Origin of the sequence: Microbacterium sp. R86528, from assembly GCF_044596335.1 — a bacterium.
GTDB lineage: Bacteria > Actinomycetota > Actinomycetes > Actinomycetales > Microbacteriaceae > Microbacterium > Microbacterium marmarense.
In genome coordinates this window covers 593,462-614,016 of record NZ_CP138996.1, presented here as the reverse complement: position 1 = coordinate 614,016, position 20,555 = coordinate 593,462, and the positions used below count along the sequence as shown (strand labels likewise).

The window sequence follows — 20,555 nt, the reverse complement described above, 5'->3', positions numbered from 1 at the left end:
CTCAGAGCCCGGCGGCCGAGCGCAACTCGTCTACTCGATCGGTACGCTCCCACGTGAAGTCAGGCAACTCGCGACCGAAATGACCGTATGCCGCAGTCTGCGCGTAGATGGGACGCAACAGGTCGAGGCGATCGATGATTGCTTTGGGGCGAAGATCGAAGACATCGAGGATCGCGCGGGTGATCGCTTCATCCGGCACATGTCCGCTGCCGAATGTCTCTACGTACATGCCTACGGGAGCTGCGCGCCCGATGGCATACGCGACCTGCACCTCTAGTCGGTCGGCGAGACCTGCCGCCACAGCGTTCTTAGCCACCCAGCGCATGGCGTAGGCGGCCGATCGATCGACTTTGGACGGGTCCTTGCCGCTGAACGCCCCGCCGCCGTGACGCGCTGCGCCGCCGTACGTGTCAATGATGATCTTGCGGCCGGTCAGGCCAGCATCGCCCTTCGGTCCACCGATCACGAACGGACCGGCGGGATTGATCACGTACTCAACGTTCGAAAGGTCAAGGCCGGTTGCTTCAAGCACCGGGTTGATCACTTCGACCTGCAGTGCTGCGCGCAATGCCGCCATGGAGATATCCGGATGGTGCTGGGTGGAAAGCACCACGGTTTCGACCGTGCGCGGAGTCGCTCCGTCGTACCCGAGCGTTACCTGGGTCTTGCCGTCAGGGCGCAGAAACGGCAATGCTCCATTGCGCCGCGCCTCAGTCAGGCCCTCCGCGATGCGGTGCGCCGCCCAGATCGCCGTCGGCATCAACTGGGGCGTCTCGTTTGTGGCGTAGCCGAACATGATGCCCTGATCGCCGGCGCCGAGTGCGTCAATCGGATCAGCAGAGCCGCCTTCCCGGTGTTCGAGAGCAGAATCCACACCCGCGGCGATATCACTGGACTGTTCACCGATCGACACCGTGACCCCGCAGGAGTCGCCGTCGAAGCCAGTCTCGCTGGAGGTATAGCCGATGCGATTGACCACCTGGCGCACGATGCCCGGAATATCCACATATCCGTCGGTGCGAACCTCGCCAGCGACGTGCACGAGTCCCGTCGTGACGAGCGTCTCGACGGCGACACGACTGTTGGGATCTGCGGCAATGAGCGCATCAAGAATCGAGTCCGAGATCTGGTCACAGATCTTGTCGGGGTGTCCCTCGGTGACAGACTCAGAGGTGAACAGACGCAATTCGGTCATTGGTGCTCCAGATAGAAGGCGGCGGACACCAGTATGCCCCTGAGGTCGGACAAATCCGACCTCAGGGGCATCTGAAGGTAATAACTATTCGACGGGCCGCAGGCGCAGCTTGTCTTCGTGAATCTCGTGCATCGCGATCGTCAACGGCTTGTCTTCGACAGTTGAGTCGACGAGCGGGCCGACGTTGTCGAAGAGGTTTCCCTCGTGAAGATCCGAGTAGTAGTCGTTGATCTGCCGCGCACGCTTGGACGCGTAGATGACCAACTGGTACTTCGAGTCGACCTTCTGAAGAAGGCTGTCGATGGGGGGTTCAATGATGCCCCCGTGGTTCGTTCCTGCCATGGCGAAACCTCCTGGATCGGATGACGGTGGAAAAGTCTTTGACGCCTCGAAGGATCAAGGCATCGGTACAGTCTACCTGAGAGTCGCGGAGGGTCGCCTACCGGCGCACCACTAGCGTGCGAGCGCGGCGATCTCGGTTGCTGCGCGCGCCACGTCGTCGTTTACGACGCGATAGTCGAACTCCGATTGCGCTGCCAATTCGACGCGCGCAGTGCGCAGGCGTCGTGCGCGCTCTGCATCGTCTTCGGTGCCGCGGCCGACGAGGCGCTGAACAAGCTCGTTCCAGCTGGGGGGCAGCAGAAAGACAAGAGCGGCTGAGGGGTCAGCTGCCCTCACCTGGCGAGCGCCCTGCAGGTCGATCTCGAGCAACACCGTTCGATTCTCGGCGAGAACTCGGTCGATCGGAGCGCGCGGCGTGCCATAGCGGTGCGAGTTGTGCACTGTGGCGTACTCGAGCAGCTCCCCCGCGGAAATCATACGATCGAACTCAGCATCGGACACGAAGTAGTAGTGCTCTCCCTCTACTTCGCCCTTGCGCGGGCTGCGTGTGGTTGCCGACACCGAGAGATAGATCTCGGGGTGACTCTTTTTGATCTCGGCAGCCACGGTTCCCTTGCCGACGGCGGTAGGGCCCGCCAGCACGAGCAGTCGGCTGCGATCCGACCGAGGCGAAGCTTCAGGCCAGCGGCTGTCGAGAAAGTCTGAAAGCACATCGCGCTGACGTGATCCGAGTCCTCCGATTCGCTTGACCGGCGAGATGCCGAGATCTTGCAGGATGCGATCCCTCTTGCCTTCGCCGATAGCCGGAATACTGGTGAGGAACTCGGTGACGCGCATCGCGCCAGCCGGTGTCTCGGGCGCTGCCCATGCCCGGCGCAAGAGTTCTTGCGGCGAGATGACACGCATGGTGACGTCTTTCTTGAGGGCAGCTCGTTCACGACGGGCGGCGACGGCACGGCGAGATGCCGCTACACGGTCGACTTCTGGTGGTGTGCGGGAATCAGGCACTGGGGAACTCCTGGAGTAGCGCGCGACGCTTGTCGATCGCCATCGCTACGCCTGCGGGGCCAGCCTGAAGAATGCCTCGGCTTTCGCTCACCAGTACTGCTGGAGAGTGAACGCCGAATAATGCCTCAAGGTCGGTGAGCTCGGCACCTTGGTGGCCGAACCCAGGAGCAAGGATGGGTGCGATCGGTTCGATCTTTTCGGGTAGATCAAACGCGTTCCAGTCGACGGTAGCACCGATAACGACACCGATACTCGCCCATTCCTTATCTTGTGTATGAGTGCTGTTAAAAACTGAGATTTGGCCGATGACAGCGGAAGAAACCGTCCGAGATTCGGGATCGGCAGTGCGTGCCGTCTGCAAACTGGGGGCATCTGGATTGCTCGTCGCAGCGAGCACGAAAAGACCCTTGCCGTGCTCATGAGAAAGCGCCATCGCCCCATCGAGCGCCCCCACCCCAAGATAAGGGTTCACGGTGAGCGCGTCAGCTTCGAGGGGCGAGCCGGGAAGCAGCCACGCTGCGGCATATGCGTCCATGGTCGTGCCGATATCGCCACGTTTAGCATCGGCGATCACCAGAAGGCCGGCGGCGCGGGCCGCAGCCAGAACATCCTCGAGGGCAGCGAAGCCCGCAGAGCCGAACCGTTCGAAGAACGACACCTGGGGCTTCACGACGGCGACTCGGCCGGCCGCGGCGTCAACCACCCGCAGACCGAACTCGCGCACCCCGGCCGGTGTCGCATCCAGATTCCAATCGGCGAGCAAATGCTCATGCGGGTCTATACCCACGCAGAGCTGCCCATAGCGCGTCACCGCGCTACGCAGTCGCTCGCCGAAGCTCGTCATGCGCGAGCCGCGCGATCTTGGGCGTACTCCTGAAGACTGCGCACGCGGAACCCCTCGCCCATCACACTCATCGCACTCACGGCGGCGCCGAGCGTTGAGATCGTCGTGAATAGCGCCTTATCTGCGGCGACCGCCGCCGCGCGAATCTCGTAGCCGTCAGCACGGGCAGACATGCCGCTGGGTGTGTTCACGATGATGTCGACTTCGCCCGCGTTGATCAGGTCGACGATGTTTGTCTCGTCGCTGCCCTGCGTCGCGCTGTATTTGTTGACGAGCGTCACGATCACTCCGTTGCGAGCCAAGATCTCGGCGGTGCCCTCAGTGGCAAGCAGACGGAATCCGAGCTGCTGCAAACGGTGCGCGGGCAGAATAACGGCTCGCTTGTCGCTGTCGGCAACAGAGATGAATACGGTGCCCGACAGCGGAATGCCACCGTAGGCCGCAGCTTGACTCTTTGCGAACGCGGTCGGGAAGTCGCGGTCGATGCCCATCACTTCGCCGGTCGAGCGCATCTCGGGTCCGAGCACTGAGTCGACCGTCTGACCGTCTTTTGTGCGGAAGCGCTTGAACGGAAGAACTGCTTCTTTCACTGATACCGGTGCGTCCAGCGGCACCCGGGAGCCGTCTATCGCGGGCAGCAGACCCTCTTCGCGCAGCGTGGCGATCGAAGCGCCCACCATGACTCGGCTCGCCGCCTTCGCAAGCGGAATGCCCAGTGCCTTCGACACGAAGGGCACGGTGCGGCTGGCACGGGGGTTCGCCTCGATGACGTAGAGCACTCCAGCGCTGATCGCGAACTGCACGTTGAGCAGACCACGCACGCCCACGCCCTTCGCGATGGCAAGGGTAGCGTCGCGCACGCGATCGATTTCGGAGCGTCCCAGCGATACCGGCGGCAGCGTGCACGCGGAGTCACCGGAGTGGATCCCGGCCTCTTCGAGGTGCTCCATAACTCCCCCGATGTAGAGCTCTTCGCCGTCATACAGCGCGTCCACATCGATCTCGATGGCGTCGTCGAGGAAGCGATCGACGAGCAGCGGCGTTCCGGCACCGACGATCACTTCGCCTTCGGTGCGCACGAAGTAGTCGCGCAGGCTCGCGGTGTCGTAGACGATCTCCATGCCTCGACCGCCCAGCACGAAGCTCGGGCGCACGAGCACCGGGTAGCCGATTTCCTCCGCGATGGCGACAGACTCCGCGACGTTGATCGCTGTGCCGTGTCGGGGTGCTATCAGTCCGGCAGCGTCGAGCAGCTGCGAGAACAACTCGCGCTCTTCTGCGAGATCGATCGCTTCGGGGCTGGTACCGAGAATCGTGTAGCCGGCGTCTTCGATGCCCTTGGCAAGCCCCAGCGGAGTCTGGCCGCCGAGTTGGCAGATGACGCCGAGAATCTCGCCGGACTGCGCCTCTGCGTGCAGAACTTCCAGCACGTCTTCCAGCGTGAGCGGTTCGAAATACAGTCGATCACTGGTGTCGTAGTCGGTTGATACCGTCTCGGGGTTGCAGTTGACCATGATGGTCTCGTACCCCGCATCAGACAGCGCGAACGAGGCATGCACGCACGAGTAGTCGAACTCGACACCCTGTCCGATTCGGTTGGGACCCGAGCCGATGATCACGACCTTCGTGCGCTCCGACGGCGTGACCTCTGTCTCGAAGTCATAGCTCGAATAGTGATAGGGCGTGAGCGCGGGAAACTCCCCGGCGCACGTGTCCACCGTCTTGTAGACCGGGCGCAATCCAACCTCGTGACGAAGAGATCGCACAGCGGTCTCTTCGATACTGCGCAGCTGCGCGATCTGCACGTCGCTGAAGCCGTGATCCTTCGCGAGGCGCAAGGTCGCAGCATCCAATTCATCAGCCGCGTGCACGAAATCAGCGACCTCGTTGATCAGCACCATCTGGTCAATGAACCACGGATCGATCTTTGTGGCGTCGAAAGCCTGCTCAGGCGTTGCACCCTTGCGCAGCGCCTGCTGCAAGACCACGATGCGACCGTCGGTCGGGGTCTTTGCGATCTCAAGCAGCTCCTGAGCTGAACGTGGTTCCTCGCCCCAGTGAAAACTCGAGCCGCGCTTCTCGAGAGAACGCAGCGCCTTCTGCAGCGCCGTTGTGTAGTTGCGGCCGATCGCCATCGCCTCGCCCACAGACTTCATGGTGGTCGTCAGCGTGGTGTCGGCGGCCGGGAACTTCTCGAAGTTGAAACGCGGCACCTTGACCACTACGTAGTCGAGCGTTGGCTCGAAGCTCGCGGGCGTGACCTTGGTGATGTCGTTGGGAATCTCATCGAGGCGGTAGCCGATGGCCAGTTTCGCCGCGATCTTTGCGATCGGAAAGCCGGTTGCTTTCGACGCCAGCGCCGACGAACGCGAGACACGGGGGTTCATCTCGATCACGATGATGCGTCCGTTGTCTGGATCGATGGCGAACTGGATGTTGCAGCCACCCGTGTCGACACCGACCGCACGGATGATATCGATGCCGATATCGCGCAGCTTCTGGTACTCACGGTCAGTGAGGGTGAGCGCGGGGGCGACGGTAATGGAATCGCCCGTGTGGACGCCGACGGGATCGACGTTCTCGATCGAACAGACGACAACGGTGTTGTCAGCTGTGTCACGCATCAGCTCGAGTTCGTACTCTTTCCACCCCAGAATCGACTCTTCGAGGAGCACCTCGGTGGTGGGCGAATCGCGCAACCCGGCACCAGCGATGCGGCGAAGATCGGCTTCGTCGTAGGCGAACCCCGATCCGAGGCCACCCATTGTGAACGAGGGGCGTACGACCAGAGGGTAGCCGAGCTCTTCTGCCGCGCTCAGGCAGTCGTCCATGGTGTGCGCGATTCGGGATGCTGCAACATCGGCGCCTGCGTCGAGCACCAGCTGCTTGAAGATCTGGCGGTCTTCGCCCTTGTTGATTGCTTCGAAGTTCGCACCGATGAGCTCGATGTCGTACTTCTCGAGGATCCCGTGGTTGTGAAGATCGATAGCCGCGTTCAAAGCGGTCTGACCGCCGAGCGTCGGCAGGATCGCATCGGGCTTCTCTTTAGCGATGATCGTTTCGATGACCTGCCAGTTGATCGGCTCGATGTAGGTGGCATCGGCGAAATCAGGGTCGGTCATGATCGTCGCTGGGTTCGAGTTGACGAGGATGACGCGCACGCCTTCTTCGCGCAGGACGCGACATGCCTGCGTTCCTGAATAGTCGAACTCGCACGCCTGGCCGATGACGATCGGGCCAGACCCGATGACCAGGACGCTCTTGATATCTTCGCGCTTCGGCATTACTCGGAGTCCTTCACAGAGTCAGTGCTCGAGCCGGTTTCTGCACGCACCATGTCGGCGAACCGGTCGAAAAGGTAATTGGCGTCGTGGGGGCCTGCGGCCGCCTCTGGGTGGTACTGCACCGAGAAGGCAGGAAGATCGAGGGCGCGAAGACCCTCTACGACGTTGTCGTTCAATCCGACGTGGCTCACTTCGACGCGGCCGTAGCCATTGGGGCTGTCGAACGTGCCGTCGATCGGCGCGTCGACCGCGAAGCCATGGTTGTGGGAGGTGATCTCCACTCGTCCCGTCGACTTGTCGACCACGGGCTGGTTGATACCACGGTGGCCGAAGGGCAGCTTGTATGTGCCGAGGCCCAGGGCGCGGCCCAGCAACTGGTTTCCGAAGCAGATGCCGAAGAACGGCAGTCGCTGGTCGAGAACTGCGCGAAGCAGCGCAACATGATCGCCAGACGCGGCGGGGTCTCCTGGCCCGTTCGAGTAGAAGACCGCGACCGGGTCGATTGCACGAATGTCCTCGATAGTGGCGTCCTGAGGAAGTACGTGCACGTCGAAGCCTCGAGCGGCGAGGTTGAGGATCGTGGCCTGCTTGACGCCGAGATCGAGCACGGCGAGGTTTCCGATGCGGGTGCCCACCGCAGCGGTCACCTGAGCGGTGCCCACAGAAACGGATGCCGAGAGGTTCTGGCCGGCCATCTGCGGCGCATCTTGAACCAGCCGCAACTGCTCGGCGGGATCGAGCGACGCTGCTGCGCCCGAGAAGATGCCACCACGCATGCTGCCGGCTGAGCGGATGTTGCGCGTCACCGCGCGGGTGTCGATTCCGCTGATTCCGATGACCTCATCCGCAACGAGAGCGTCGTCGAGGGTTTCGTCTGCGCGCCAGTTCGACACGATCCGAGACGGGTCGCGAACGATGTAGCCAGCTACCCAGATGCGGCGTGACTCGGGGTCCTCGGCGTTCATGCCCGTGTTGCCGATATGCGGCGCGGTCTGCAACACGATCTGGCCGGCATACGAGGGGTCGGTGAGCGTCTCTTGATAGCCGGTCATGCCGGTCGAGAACACCACTTCGCCGAGCGTGGTTCCGCGCGCGCCGTAGGCATGACCCGAATGGCGGCTGCCATCTTCGAGCACCAGGACGGCGGGGTCGGTCGTGAACTGAGAGGTCATGCGTCGGTTCCGATCTGAGACGGGGTGAGGGTGCCACGGATAGCATCGGCGACGGCGTGCGCCGATGCATCTTGTGGGCGAATGTAGCTGTCAACGGCGGTGGCGTCTGCGGTCAGCCATGTCAGTCGCACCAAGCCGTCGCGTTCAACGACGCGATCGATGGTGACGGTGGCTTGCGCGACGTCACGGATGATGTCGCGAGCGAAGAACACGCGCGGTTTGCCGGTGAGGTCGAGCGCCACGCCAGCCGTGGTCACGGTGACATCGGCGCGTGAGCGAAAGTCGAGACCGGCGATTGCGAGGCGCTCGAGTGGCTCGCCGTGGCGAGTGGTCGCCACATAGAGCGTTCTGAAGCTGGCAACGACCGTGGCTTCGTTCGGCATTTCGCCGACGGGCGCGGCGATTCCCGAATCGCGGCGAGTGCGCCGCATCCAAGCCCAGACGAGCACGCCGATGAGCACCAGCGCGAATGCGACGGTGATCGCGAGAGCGCCTTCGCGGGTCATGAGCGCACTCCCGGCTGGTCGAGCAGCGCACCGTCGGCAACGGTGGGTGTTCCCTGGTGCAGCGTCCAGCGCACCTCGCCTGGCAGCTCGCGACCGAGGTACGGCGAGTTGATGCTGCGGCCCCGCAGGTCGTCGGTGGTGAACGTGCGCACTGGCGCAGGATCGTAGAAAGTAAGCGAAGCCGCGTGGCCGACGGTCAAAGGGGTGCCGTGCCCAGCGAGCCGGCCGATGCGCGCGGGCTCGCGCGACATCACCCGAGCGATGTCGCCCCAGGTCAGCATCCCCGAGTCGACCATCGAGAGTTGCACCACGCGCAGTGCGCTTTCGAGCCCGACCATGCCGTTTGCGGCGGCGTGCCATTCGCACGATTTGGCTTCGGCCGGGTGCGGAGCGTGATCGGTGGCGACGATGTCGATCGTGCCGTCAGCCAAGCCCTCGCGCACCGCGAACACATCTTCGTCACGGCGCAGCGGCGGGTTCACTTTGAAGTGCGGGTCATATCCGCGCGCGAGTTCGTCGGTGAGCAGCAGGTGATGGGGTGTCACTTCGGCGGTGACATTGACGCCACGCTTCTTCGCCCAGCGGATGATCTCCACCGAGCCGGCCGTTGAGAGGTGACACACGTGCAACCGCGAACCGACATGCTCGGCGAGCAGCACGTCGCGTGCGATGATCGACTCTTCGGCCACGGCCGGCCATCCAGCCAGCCCCAGCTCAGCTGATACCGAACCCTCGTTGAGCTGCGCACCTTCGGTGAGGCGCGGGTCTTGAGCGTGCTGCGCGATCACGCCGTCGAAGGCTTTCACATACTCAAGAGCGCGGCGCATGATGAGCGGGTCCCACACGCAGAACCCATCGTCACTGAAGACACGTACTTGCGCGCGGGAGTCAGCCATGGCGCCGAGTTCGGCGAGGCGCTCCCCCTTCTGTCCGACAGTCACGGCACCGATTGGCTGCACCGTGACGAAGCCAGCAGCTTCGCCGAGAGCGAGCTCCTGTTCGACGACGCCCGCGGTGTCGGCAACCGGCGAGGTGTTCGGCATCGCGAAGACGGCCGTGTAGCCACCTGCGGCCGCCGCGCGGGATCCGGTCAGGATTGTTTCGGATGCCTCGAAGCCGGGCTCACGAAGGTGGGTGTGCAGGTCGACGAGTCCTGGCAGGGCCACGAGGCCGTCGACATCGATCTCGGTCGCGCCAGCGCGGCTCAAACCGGTGCCGACTTCGGTGATCTGTCCGTTTTCGACGAGCAGATCGGCCGTGCTGGCACCCTCTAGCGTCGCGCCGCGAAACAGGAAGACTTCGCTCATCGTGCGTACTCCTTGTCGTTCTTGTGCACACCGTTCGGGGCGGTGCTGGCTTCGTGCTCTGAACCTGACAGCAACAGGTAGAGCACAGCCATGCGCACAGACACCCCGTGTGTCACCTGCTCCAACACTGTCGAGCGGGCGGAATCGGCTGCCGCGGCAGAGATCTCGAGCCCCCGGTTCATGGGTCCGGGATGCATCACAATGCTATCGCTCCCCAGCGCCTCGAGTCTGAGTGGGTCAAGACCCCAGCGCCGGGAATACTCCCGTTCAGTGGGAAAATATGCCGCATTCATGCGCTCAAGCTGGATGCGAAGCATCATGAGAGCGTCAGGGCGCCGCTCGATTGCCTCATCGAGGTTGTAGAGAATAGTCGCAGGCCACAGCGACACGTCTTGCGGAACAAGAGTCGGCGGCGCCACCAGCGTCACCTCGGCCCCCAACGTAGCGAGCAGCCAGACGTTCGAACGTGCGACGCGCGAGTGCAGCACGTCGCCGACGATCGTGACACGCATGCCATCCAGATCGCGTCCGCGGCTGTCGGCGCCGAAGCGACGTTTGCGCATGGTGAAGGCGTCAAGAAGGGCCTGGGTGGGATGCTCGTGCGTTCCATCGCCCGCATTCACCACACCGGCAGTGATCCAGCCGCTCGAGGCGAGAGTGCGCGGAGCGCCAGAAGCCCCGTGCCGGATGACGACGGCATCTGCCCCCATCGCTTGGAGGGTCTGGGCGGTGTCTTGCAGCGATTCGCCTTTGGAGACGCTTGAGCCCTTCGCCGAGAAGTTGATCACGTCGGCACTCAACCGTTTGGCTGCCGCCTCGAACGAAATGCGGGTGCGGGTGGAGTCTTCGAAGAACAGGTTGACCACGGTCTTGCCGCGCAGGGTGGGGAGCTTTCTCACCTCGCGCAACTGCGTGTCAGCCATGTCTTCGGCCACATCGAGAATCTGAATCGCGTCGGCTCGCGAAAGCGTTTGCGTATCGAGCAGGTGCCTCATGATTCGATCGTCACCTCGTCTTTGCCGTCGGTTTCAGTCAACCGCACGTTGACACGCTCATCCCGCGCACTGGGGAGGTTCTTGCCTACGAAGTCTGGGCGGATGGGCAACTCGCGGTGACCTCTGTCGATCAGTGTTGCCAGACGCACGGCAGAGGGTCGGCCAATGTCTTGCAGAGCGTCGAGCGCGGCGCGAATGCTGCGCCCCGAGAAGAGCACGTCGTCGATGAGCACAACCGTCTTGCCGTTGATTCCGCCATCGGGAATCGAGGTCGGCCGTGGTGCTCGGGTCGGATTCTTGTGCAGGTCATCACGGTACATCGTCACGTCGAGAGCGCCGGTCTCGACAGCAACACCGCTGAAGGTCTCGATCAGCTGGGCGATGCGCGTGGCGAGCGTGACGCCTCGGGTGGGGATGCCCAGCAAAACAAGGTTGTCGGCCCCGCGATTGGACTCCAGAATCTCGTGAGAGATCCGAGTCAGGGCTCGGGCGATGTCGGCGTCCTGCAGCACGATTCTCTCGTGTGCGCTCATACCGCTCCCTTCTCCGCCTCACGGGACGGTGTTAAAGGTTGCTTGATGACTACTATCTTAGCGCGTGACGCTACGCGACTGGGTGCGCAGCTTCGCGGTTGAGTTGGTCTTCAGCCTGTGATGCCCGAATGGGGTGTCCGTGGGTGCTCAGACACTTACCTGAGGCGAGATCCCATTTCCAGTCGTGCAGACTGCACGTGAGCACACCATCTTCGATCTTCGCGGTCTTCGACAGGTCAGCGCGCAGGTGGGGGCATCGCCGCTGCACCACCCACTCTTCGAGCTGGATGTCTTCTGACACGTCAGACTGCTCGGCGTACCAGTTCTCAACATATTCAATGCGATCGCGTGAAAGACACTTGAAGAACGTGTAAATGAACTCGTTGAACTTGCCGATGCGACCAGCGCCAAACTGCATCGAAAGGAAGATGGAGTTCGACCAGTCGATCTCGTGATCACGAATGTTCGTCGAAACGAGATCGGCGGGGATCGTGAACCAGTAGTTCGTCTCTTCCCCCGCGAATTCACGCACCTTCGCTTTCGGGAAGTCGACCACAAGGTCAAGTTCGCCGATGGTCATGCGTACCGCGCCGCCGACGCCGTTGCGGAAGATGCGTCCACGACGCAGCAGGGGCTCCCACCATGACTTGAGCTCGGCAAGCATCTCGTCCGGAGCGAGCACCGGCGCGCGCGAGGCAACTTCTGCAGCGATCTCGTCTTGGCGCGAATCGCGCTGTTCGGCAAGATACGCCCACTTGTCGTCGAAGATTCGGTCGATCTCAGCATCGGTGTAGAGCGTCTGCGTGACCGAGATCTCGCCGTGGTTGAGCTCCACCGCCGTGCCTGGCACGAACTCGTACCCGTTCTGCTTGGGCCGCAGCTGTTTCATGTGCGCGAGAAACTGGCGTTGATCGGTGAAGATCGAATCGTCTTCGAGGCCGAATCCGTTGTAGCGGAACAGTTCTTCGCGCAAGAACATGGGCGGTCCGGCCATAGGGAAGACGTGCGCCGCGTCGACTTTCTCGATGTAGTACATGGCTCGTTTGTTCTGAGCGTCGCGCTTGAGCCGTGCGAAGTTCTGCTTGGCGTCTTGTGGCAGGTCATAGACCATCGGCCACCAGATAGCGCCCGAGACTTGAGTGAAGTACGCCTCTGGCTTGCTGAAGCGAAGCAGCGTCTCGAGATCGAGCGGGTGGGAGTCGTTTTGGTTCAGGATGCTGGCTGTGCCGTCGTCGACGCTCAACGACGAGTCTCCGATCGGGCCATCGCTCGGTGCGCGCAATGGCGTGACCATGATCTTCAGCTCGCCGAAGGTCAGCGGCTCCCCCGCCTGGGTGTGGATGATGTTGTCGTATCCCAGTCGGCGCAGATCGTTCTCGAGGTCATCGGTTGGGTAATCAGGCAACAGCACCTTGATGCTCTTTGGAACGTGTTTCTGCATCAGCGCAGGATCGAAGTGATCACGGTGACGGTGCGAGATGTACAGAAAGTCAGCGTTGCCGAAATGAGCCCAGTCGAGCGCGCGGTTGTCGGGAAAAGGGAACCACGATCCGAAGAATGTTGGTCCGACGACGGGATCGCACAGGATGCTTCCTCCGGCCGTCTCGATGAACATTCCGGCGTGGCCGAGGCCCGTGATGCGCATGAAATCCTCCTGATTGGAACAGCCCCAATTCTACGTGGCGTGATCGCGCACCAGCGCAGCGGCGCGGGTCGTGGGCGCTACGACTCAAAGAGGCCGCGAATATCGTCCGCGGTGAGCGCGCTGCCGAATAGCGCGTCATCGTCCATCACCGAGCGGAACAAGCGAGCTTTCCGCTGCTGGAGTGCCATCACTTTCTCCTCGATAGTGCCGTTCGCAATGAGTCGGTAGACCATCACCGTGCGTGACTGTCCGATGCGGTGGGCTCGATCGACCGCCTGTGCTTCAGCAGCGGGGTTCCACCATGGATCCAACAGGAACACGTAGTCGGCCTCGGTCAAGGTGAGTCCAAACCCACCCGCCTTGAGGCTGATCAAGAACACCGGCGCATCGCCCTCGCGAAACGCTCGCACCGCGGCGTCGCGATCCTTTGTCGAGCCATCGAGGTATGCGTACGGCACCCCTCGCCTATCGAGTTCTGCGGTGGCGAGCGCCAGAAACGATGTGAACTGACTGAAGATCAGCGTGCGATGACCCTCGGCGAGGATCTCGTCGAGCTGTTCGAAGAGCGCCGTGATCTTGCTCGGGGCGATGTGCGCATGCTCGGGATCTACCAACGCGGGTGCCAGCGCAAGCATGCGCAGCAGGGTGAGCGAGCGAAACACGATGAACCGATTGCGGTCCAGATCATCGAGCAATCCCAACACCTTCTGGCGCTCGCGCTGCAGCACAGTGTCGTAGAGCTCCCGGTGCGCTGCGCTGAGCTCAATGCGCACTTCTTGCTCTTGCTTTGGAGGCATGTCTGCCGCGACGACCTCTTTGGTGCGACGGAGCACCAGTGGACGAATGCGACGTCGAAGCTGCGCCAAACGCGCTGCTCGATATTCCCCGCCCTCGCGGTTGCTGGGTACCTTCCCCTGCTCGATCGGTCCGACATACTCTTCGCGGAAGCGCCGAGCCGACGGGAACAGCCCCGGCGCCGAGAGCGCAAGAAGCGACCAGAGTTCAGTCAAGCTGTTCTCCAGTGGTGTGCCCGTGATCGCGAAGGTGACCTCGGCAGTGATGTCGCGCGCAGCGCGATGCGCCTTCGTCTTCGCGTTCTTCACGAATTGTGCCTCGTCAAGCACGAGTATCGCCCACTCGACGGCGGTGAACTCACTTTCGTTCAGCCGAAGCAGCGTGTAAGAGGTGATCAGCACATCAGCCGCGGCGGCAACAACGGGCACTGAGACGCCGCGCTTGCTTCTTGTCGCGTCGACGATCGCCACCCGCAACTCGGGCGCGAAGCGAGCGGCTTCGCTTTGCCATGTCGACATCACCGAAGTAGGAGCTACGACGAGCACGGGTCGAGTCTCACCCGATTCGCGCAGGTGTTCGATGAGCGCGAGCATCTGCAGCGTCTTGCCGAGCCCCATGTCGTCGGCGAGGATTCCGCCAAGGCGGTGCCGCCATAGGAATGCAAGCCAGTCGAAACCCGCGTGCTGGTAAGGACGCAAGTCGGCGGCAATACCGCGGGGCACGGGCGTCGGCACGATTTGCTCGACGTCGCGCAGTCCTTCCGCAGTGCGTCGCCAAGATATGGCTGGCTCCGCTTCATCTGCGACGTCTTCAAAATCCGCCCAGAGATCGGTTTGGTACCGACTGAGACGAGGGGGCGTCTCCCATTCGCTCAAGCCGCCGGCTTCATGGATGAGGTCGCGAAGGCGCTGCAGCGCGGGGTGAGAAAGCGAGAAGTAGCGGCCATCGCTCAGCAGCATCTTCTTGCGGCCACGAGCAAGTGCGGTGAACAGGGGTGTGAACGGAATCGTGCGACCGTCTACCGTGACGATGATGCCGAGGTCAAACCAGTCTGGGTCCGTCGACTCCACCGTCGAGATCTTCACGTGCGGATCCGCGGATAGTTCGCGATATTTGGGGCGCTCGCCTCGCAACTCCACTCGCACCCCGCGGCAGGACTCGAGCTCAGGAAGCAGTTCGGCGGCGAACACGGCAGCATCCAGCCCGCTCAGCGATCCCTTGGCGCCCATCGGTACGGGCGAGATCAGATTCCACACGCGCTCAACACGCGTCAGAATCTCAGATTCAGCGTCGTGATCTCGGTGGGCCGCGGAATCCCAGCTGAAAGGTTCCCGCCGTCGCGAGCCATAGCGCCATTCCAAGGTGAACGACAGCCGATGTTGCGCAGAGAACTGCACAGCCAGCACAAGTTCGGGGCGAGGTGCCAGCGGAATCTCGACGCCCTCAGTCTCTACGGTGCTTTGACGGGCGAGCAGAGGCAGATGCTCATCGATGAACTCGTCCGCATCGGCCTCGGGTACCTCGACGGGAGTTCGCGCAACGAGCAACCCGTGCAAGGGCGCTGACAATGGCACTTGCGCGAGCGTCAGGTCGATGCGTTCGCGGTGCACCTCGAACCTGTACACACCCAGATGTCCGATTGGCCGCAGTGACTCGACGTCCGCAACCACGTCATTGATACGCACCCGTGGTGAGAGCTGAATTCCGCTCGCGGTGCGCTCGGCGCGAACGACAGCATCAGCGCTGTCGGCAATCGTTACGCTGCTCTGCTTCTTTGTCGCGACGATCGGAATGTTCCGTGCAGCGGCTTCACCGAGGTGTGCCCACAGCAGTGTCGATTCGACGTCGTCGATGGTGAGCCACTCTGACACGTCCACGAACGAGCCCAGGGAACGGACCTCGTGTGCGATGCTCCACAGCTGTGCGAACCAACGTGCCTGCGCGGGCTCGAACGGGTTGGCGGGGCGCCTGACCGTGTCCCACGAAGCGCCGCCTTTGATCCAGGTGTTGCTGCGACCGCTGAGTTCGAGAGGGCGCAGACCTACGAGCAGGTCGGCACCCGCAAAGTGCAGACTGCGAGCTGTCGCAGCTTCCGCGCGCAACGGTGCCCAGTTCGACGCGCCGCGCCTGATGCGCTGACGCAGTTCGACTCCGAGCGCGAGGGGTGTCACGCTTTCACGAGGCGATGACTCTTCGACAAATAGCGACCGCCAGCGGTCAGAGCGGGCCGTCGGTGCTTCTGAGACCTTCTCGGCACGTTGGTTGCTGGCGAGAAGCGTCGCTACGGTGTGCTTGCAATCTGCATGCAGCGGGCAGGTGCACCGGGCGGAAAGAATTGGTCTCTTGCTTCGGGCCGGGTCGAGATGAATGCGACAGCGGTAGGAGAAGTCTCCGCTGCCGGTCACCTCACCGATCAGCAAGGATCGGCGATCATCCCAGGTCAGGTTTCGCACCGCGCCGTCCGCAAAGTAGGCGACGCCTCGCTCGTACGCACCGCCCGATGCCTGCCGGCGGATGTGCGACGAATCGATGAAGGGCGCGTTCACAGCATCCATCCTGCTGCTCGCCCCTGACAATGCCAGAAGATCAGGAAGAGCGTGCGATGCGCGCGAGCACACCATGCACGAATGATCCCGCTTCGTCGGTCGAGAACTCTTTCGCGAGGTCTACCGCTTCATCGATGGCCACTGCCGTTGGCACGGCGTCGTTGTAGAGAATCTCCCACACTCCTAGCCGTAGCACAGCACGGTCTACGGCAGGCATCCGCTCGAGCGTCCAGTCCTTGGCGAAGGTAGTGATCTGCTCATCGATGGCTTCGCGGTTGTCGACGACACCATCGACGATCTCGCGTGCGTACAGCCATGAGGCCTCGCGAGACGGCTCATTTGCCGCGCGCTTGGCTTCGGTAGCGAGCATCTCTGCGAGCGCGACGTCACGAACGTCGGCTTGAAAGAGGATGTCGAGCGCGCGTTTGCGTGCTTTAGTGCGAGCACCCACGGCTAGTTCACACGGCCGAGGTAGTCTCCGGTGCGGGTGTCAACCTTGACCTTGGTGCCCGTTTCGAGGAACAGCGGCACCTGAATCTCGTAGCCGGTCTCAACGGTGGCAGCCTTGGTTCCGGCCGAAGAACGGTCGCCCTGGAGGCCAGGCTCGGTGTACGTGATCTCAAGCACAACCGACGGGGGCAACTCGACGTAGAGCGGGTTGTCGTTGTTGAGCGCAATCTGAACCTGCTGGTTCTCGAGCATGAAGTTTGCCGCGTCGCCGACCGTTGCAGCCTGCAGGCTGATCTGGTCGTACAGCTCAACATCCATGAAGACGAAGCTGTCGCCGTCGTTGTAGAGGTACGTGAAGTCGCGGCGGTCGACGTTCTCGACGTCTACCTTTGCGCCAGCGTTGAAGGTGCGGTCGATGACCTTGCCGCTGAGCACGTTCTTCAGCTTGGTGCGGACAAATGCTCCGCCCTTGCCGGGCTTGACGTGCTGAAACTCCACAACGTTCCAGAGCTGTCCGTCGATCTTGAGCACGACGCCGTTCTTGATGTCTGCGGTGGATGCCATGAGGAAAACAAGTCCGTTCGTGAGGGAAGTGGGCCGTGGCGGCCCGACGTGTCATTCTACGGGATGGGTTGCGTCGCGCGTGATTCAGGTCGTTGCGCGCGTGACAATGAGGTCTAGCAGCTGTTCCACCGCGCGGGCATATCCGGCCACACCCTCACCGATCACGTGCACCGAGGCGACATCGCGAACGTACGAGTGGTGACGAAACTCTTCTCGCGCCATCACATCCGAGATGTGCACTTCGGCAACCGGCAGCGCAACGCCAGCCAGCGCGTCGCGCAGCACCACAGAGGTGTGAGTCAGGCCGCCCGGATTGATGACGATCCCCGAACATCGCTGTCGCGCGTCGTGAATGGCATCGATGAGCACGCCCTCGTGGTTGGACTGGATCGTTCGAACATCGAACCCGCGCGCCTGGGCGGTGTCGGCCACCAGAACTTCAACGTCTCGCAGCGTTGCGTGCCCGTAGATTTCAGGCTGGCGCACACCGAGCAGATTGAGGTTGGGGCCATTGACGAGCAGCAGCGGCAGGTTCGATGTCACGCGCTCAGCCTACGACGCGGCGACTTCTTGGTACGCCGCAAACAGCAGCGATTCGTCGGGAGCTTGCAGCACAGTGGGCTTGGCGATGTCGTCAAGCACGATAAAGCGCAGCATGCCCCCGCGGCTCTTCTTATCGCGCTGCATCGACGCCTTCAGGGTGGGCCATGCCCCGGCGCGGTAGCTCACCGGCAGGCCCAGAGATTCGAAGATGTCGCGATGGCGCGCGGCGGCTTCATCAGAGAGCCTGCCTGCCAACCGCGAGAGTTCGGCGGCAAAGACCATGCCGATCGAGATCGCGGCGCCGTGGCGCCAGCGATAGCGCTCTGCGTGCTCGATAGCGTGGCCGAGCGTGTGGCCGTAGTTGAGGATCTCGCGCAGCCCTGCTTCGCGAAGGTCCTCCCCCACCACGCGCGCTTTCATGTCGATGGCGAGTTCGACGGTGCGCCGAAACTCGGCCGTCGTGGGATCGGTGGCCACGAGCGGATCAGCCTCGATGATGTCAAGGATCTCTGGAGCCCAAATGAACCCGGCCTTGACCACCTCCGCGTAGCCGGCGACCAGTTCGTTGCGTGAGAGCGTGTCGAGCAGTTCGAGGTCGCAGATCACTGCACGTGGCGCCCAGAATGCGCCGACCAGGTTCTTTCCTTCGGCAGTGTTAATCCCCGTCTTGCCGCCGACGGCGGCATCGACCATCCCGAGCACGGTCGTGGGAATCTGCAAGACCTCAACACCGCGCAACCAGGTGGCTGCGACGAAGCCCGCGAGGTCAGTTACCGCCCCACCGCCAAAACCGATGACCGCATCGGTGCGGGTGAAGTCAGCCTGGCCCATAACCTGCCAGCAGAAGGCCGCGACCTCGACGCGCTTGCCCTGTTCCGCATCGGGCACCTCTGCCAGAAGCACCTCGCGTTCGCCTCGAAGAGCGTCGCGAAGACCTTCGGCCTGGGCAGCGAGAGTCGGCGGGTGGATGATGAGGACTTTGCGTGCCGCGGCAGGCAGCAGCTCGCCCGCGGTAGCGAGAATGCCGCGGCCGACGAAGATGTCATACTGTGCGTCACCGCTGACCGAGATGGTGCTCACGTCTGTCATTGGTCCTCCGTGGTTTCGTTGTTTTTCGCCCACGCCACGATCTCTGTGACGATGTCGGCCAAGGGGCCGTGAGAGGTGTCGAAGGTGGCATCTGCGAGTGTTTCGTAGATCGGGCGCCGTGTCTCGAATATCTCGGTCCAGCGTTGAGCCGAATCGTCGCCCTGCAACAGCGGACGTTTCGAACCGGACACTCGAGTTGCCACCACGCGGGGCGCAACGGTGAGAAAGACCACGCGGTGTTCGGAGAGGTCGCGCTGTGTCGTTTCATCGAGCACAGCGCCACCGCCCAGAGCGACCACTCCGCCATTGCCCAAGGCGTCGCTAACCGCTTGGCGTTCCAGAGAACGGAAGTGTGCTTCACCGCGCTCGGCGAACAACTCAGCGATCGCGCCGTGTTCGCGCACAACAACAGCGTCGGTGTCAACGAATGGCAGTTTCAGAGCGCGTGCGACGCGTTTGCCGATACTGGTCTTGCCAGCTCCCATCGGTCCGATCAGAACGATCGAATCAGACCGTTTCGTCATCGCTCAGAGATGCATCGCTTGCGGCAGAGGTGTGAAGCGACTCAGGAATTGCTGCCAGATACGACTCGACGTTGCGACGCGTTTCTCCGATGCTGTCACCGCCGAACTTCTCGAGCACGACATCGGCGAGCACTACGGCAACCATCGCCTCAGCGACGACGCCAGCAGCCGGGACCGCACAGACGTCGGAGCGTTGGTGATGAGCGGTTGCATCATCACCGGTGGCGATATCGATCGTGCGCAGCGCCTTGGGCACGGTGGCGATCGGCTTCATACCCGCGCGCACGCGCAGCACGGTGCCCGTCGACATTCCGCCCTCCGTTCCGCCCGCACGATCGGTCGAACGAGTGATTCCGCCGTCGGTCGCATAGAGCTCGTCATGAGCTTTCGAGCCGCGACGCGTCGTGGTGAGAAAACCGTCACCGACCTCGACGCCTTTGATCGCCTGGATGCTCATGAGCGCCTGCGCGAGCTTGCCATCGAGGCGGCGATCCCAGTGCACGTGAGAGCCCAGTCCGGGCGGCAGCCCGTAGGCCAGCACCTCCACGATGCCTCCCAGCGTGTCGCCGGCCTTGCGCGCATCGTCAACTTCTTCGACCATTTTTGCGCTCGTTGCGGCGTCGAAGCAACGCAACGGATCAGCATCCAGTGCGTCGACATCGGCGGGCGCAGGAACGGGTGCATCTTCGGGGACCCGAACCGGGCCGATCGAGAGCGTGTGACTGACGAGCTCGATGCCGAGTTCCGCGAGGAAGCTGCGTGCGACCGCGCCGAGTGCGACGCGGGCCGCGGTTTCACGAGCGCTCGCACGTTCAAGGATCGGACGAGCCTCGTCGAAGTCGTACTTCTGCATGCCCACGAGGTCGGCGTGACCGGGCCGTGGGCGTGTCAGTGCTGCGCCACGCCCGCGTGACTTGTCGGTGAGTTCGACGGGCTCGGCGCTCATCACCTCGACCCACTTTGGCCATTCGGTGTTGCCAATGCGAAGCGCAATCGGGCTGCCCAGCGAGTAGCCGTGTACGACACCCGACGAGATCGTGAGCTCGTCTTGTTCGAATTTCATGCGCGAACCGCGGCCGTAGCCGAGCTTGCGTCGTTCGAGGTCGGCTTGGATGGCAACGCTGGAGACGGGGACGCCCGAAGGCAGACCTTCCATGACAGCGACAAGTTCGGGGCCGTGCGATTCGCCGGCCGTGAGTACACGGAGCATTGG

Annotated in this window: 18 protein-coding genes; all 18 read right to left on the bottom strand. The window is 62.7% G+C overall.

What is annotated here, in order from left to right; all coding sequences use genetic code 11:
- Position 1: 1 nt before the first annotated feature.
- Positions 2 to 1,195, bottom strand: a complete 1,194-nt coding sequence (gene metK, locus SJY18_RS03010; RefSeq protein WP_396668338.1) for a methionine adenosyltransferase — start codon at positions 1,193 to 1,195, stop codon at positions 2 to 4.
- A gap of 84 nt (positions 1,196 to 1,279) precedes the next feature.
- On the bottom strand, positions 1,280 to 1,537 hold the full coding sequence (gene rpoZ, locus SJY18_RS03005; protein WP_337337895.1) for a DNA-directed RNA polymerase subunit omega: 258 nt from the start codon (positions 1,535 to 1,537) through the stop codon (positions 1,280 to 1,282).
- A gap of 111 nt (positions 1,538 to 1,648) precedes the next feature.
- Complete coding sequence (gene gmk, locus SJY18_RS03000; RefSeq protein ID WP_337337896.1) at positions 1,649 to 2,545, bottom strand: guanylate kinase; 897 nt, start codon at positions 2,543 to 2,545, stop codon at positions 1,649 to 1,651.
- Entirely contained in the window at positions 2,538 to 3,389 is an 852-nt protein-coding gene (gene pyrF / locus SJY18_RS02995) for an orotidine-5'-phosphate decarboxylase (protein WP_396668337.1), read from the bottom strand. The genes gmk and pyrF overlap by 8 nt, the downstream gene beginning before the upstream one ends.
- Positions 3,386 to 6,673 (bottom strand): carbamoyl-phosphate synthase large subunit, encoded by a 3,288-nt coding sequence (carB, locus tag SJY18_RS02990; protein ID WP_396668336.1) that lies wholly within the window; start codon positions 6,671 to 6,673, stop codon positions 3,386 to 3,388. The genes pyrF and carB overlap by 4 nt, the downstream gene beginning before the upstream one ends.
- The gene (gene carA / locus SJY18_RS02985; RefSeq protein ID WP_396668335.1) at positions 6,673 to 7,845 is read right to left on the bottom strand and encodes a glutamine-hydrolyzing carbamoyl-phosphate synthase small subunit; all 1,173 of its coding nucleotides are present in this window, start codon (positions 7,843 to 7,845) and stop codon (positions 6,673 to 6,675) included. Before carA ends, carB begins: the two co-directional genes overlap by 1 nt.
- Positions 7,842 to 8,351 (bottom strand): hypothetical protein, encoded by a 510-nt coding sequence (locus tag SJY18_RS02980; protein ID WP_396668334.1) that lies wholly within the window; start codon positions 8,349 to 8,351, stop codon positions 7,842 to 7,844. Before SJY18_RS02980 ends, carA begins: the two co-directional genes overlap by 4 nt.
- Positions 8,348 to 9,658, bottom strand: a complete 1,311-nt coding sequence (locus SJY18_RS02975; RefSeq protein ID WP_337337901.1) for a dihydroorotase — start codon at positions 9,656 to 9,658, stop codon at positions 8,348 to 8,350. The genes SJY18_RS02980 and SJY18_RS02975 overlap by 4 nt, the downstream gene beginning before the upstream one ends.
- Positions 9,655 to 10,653, bottom strand: a complete 999-nt coding sequence (locus SJY18_RS02970) for an aspartate carbamoyltransferase catalytic subunit (protein WP_396668333.1) — start codon at positions 10,651 to 10,653, stop codon at positions 9,655 to 9,657. Before SJY18_RS02970 ends, SJY18_RS02975 begins: the two co-directional genes overlap by 4 nt.
- Positions 10,650 to 11,186: a bifunctional pyr operon transcriptional regulator/uracil phosphoribosyltransferase PyrR gene (pyrR, locus tag SJY18_RS02965; protein WP_337337903.1), complete on the bottom strand. Its 537-nt coding sequence runs from the start codon at positions 11,184 to 11,186 to the stop codon at positions 10,650 to 10,652. Before pyrR ends, SJY18_RS02970 begins: the two co-directional genes overlap by 4 nt.
- Before the next feature lie 70 nt (positions 11,187 to 11,256).
- Positions 11,257 to 12,831, bottom strand: a complete 1,575-nt coding sequence (locus SJY18_RS02960) for a Rieske 2Fe-2S domain-containing protein (RefSeq protein WP_396668332.1) — start codon at positions 12,829 to 12,831, stop codon at positions 11,257 to 11,259.
- 77 nt (positions 12,832 to 12,908) lie between these two features.
- Positions 12,909 to 16,172: an SNF2-related protein gene (locus tag SJY18_RS02955; RefSeq protein ID WP_396668331.1), complete on the bottom strand. Its 3,264-nt coding sequence runs from the start codon at positions 16,170 to 16,172 to the stop codon at positions 12,909 to 12,911.
- Between the two features lie 40 nt (positions 16,173 to 16,212).
- On the bottom strand, positions 16,213 to 16,623 hold the full coding sequence (gene nusB, locus SJY18_RS02950) for a transcription antitermination factor NusB (protein ID WP_396668330.1): 411 nt from the start codon (positions 16,621 to 16,623) through the stop codon (positions 16,213 to 16,215).
- A 2-nt stretch (positions 16,624 to 16,625) separates the two neighbouring features.
- Positions 16,626 to 17,186: an elongation factor P gene (gene efp, locus SJY18_RS02945; RefSeq protein WP_337337907.1), complete on the bottom strand. Its 561-nt coding sequence runs from the start codon at positions 17,184 to 17,186 to the stop codon at positions 16,626 to 16,628.
- 84 nt (positions 17,187 to 17,270) lie between these two features.
- Positions 17,271 to 17,729, bottom strand: coding sequence for a type II 3-dehydroquinate dehydratase (gene aroQ, locus SJY18_RS02940; protein WP_396668329.1), 459 nt, complete (start codon positions 17,727 to 17,729; stop codon positions 17,271 to 17,273).
- A gap of 9 nt (positions 17,730 to 17,738) precedes the next feature.
- Positions 17,739 to 18,818: a 3-dehydroquinate synthase gene (gene aroB / locus SJY18_RS02935; protein WP_337337909.1), complete on the bottom strand. Its 1,080-nt coding sequence runs from the start codon at positions 18,816 to 18,818 to the stop codon at positions 17,739 to 17,741.
- A complete protein-coding gene (locus SJY18_RS02930) occupies positions 18,815 to 19,342 on the bottom strand; it encodes a shikimate kinase (protein ID WP_337337910.1) in 528 nt (175 codons plus the stop codon). Before SJY18_RS02930 ends, aroB begins: the two co-directional genes overlap by 4 nt.
- A complete protein-coding gene (gene aroC, locus SJY18_RS02925; RefSeq protein WP_337337911.1) occupies positions 19,326 to 20,552 on the bottom strand; it encodes a chorismate synthase in 1,227 nt (408 codons plus the stop codon). The genes SJY18_RS02930 and aroC overlap by 17 nt, the downstream gene beginning before the upstream one ends.
- Positions 20,553 to 20,555: the final 3 nt, after the last annotated feature.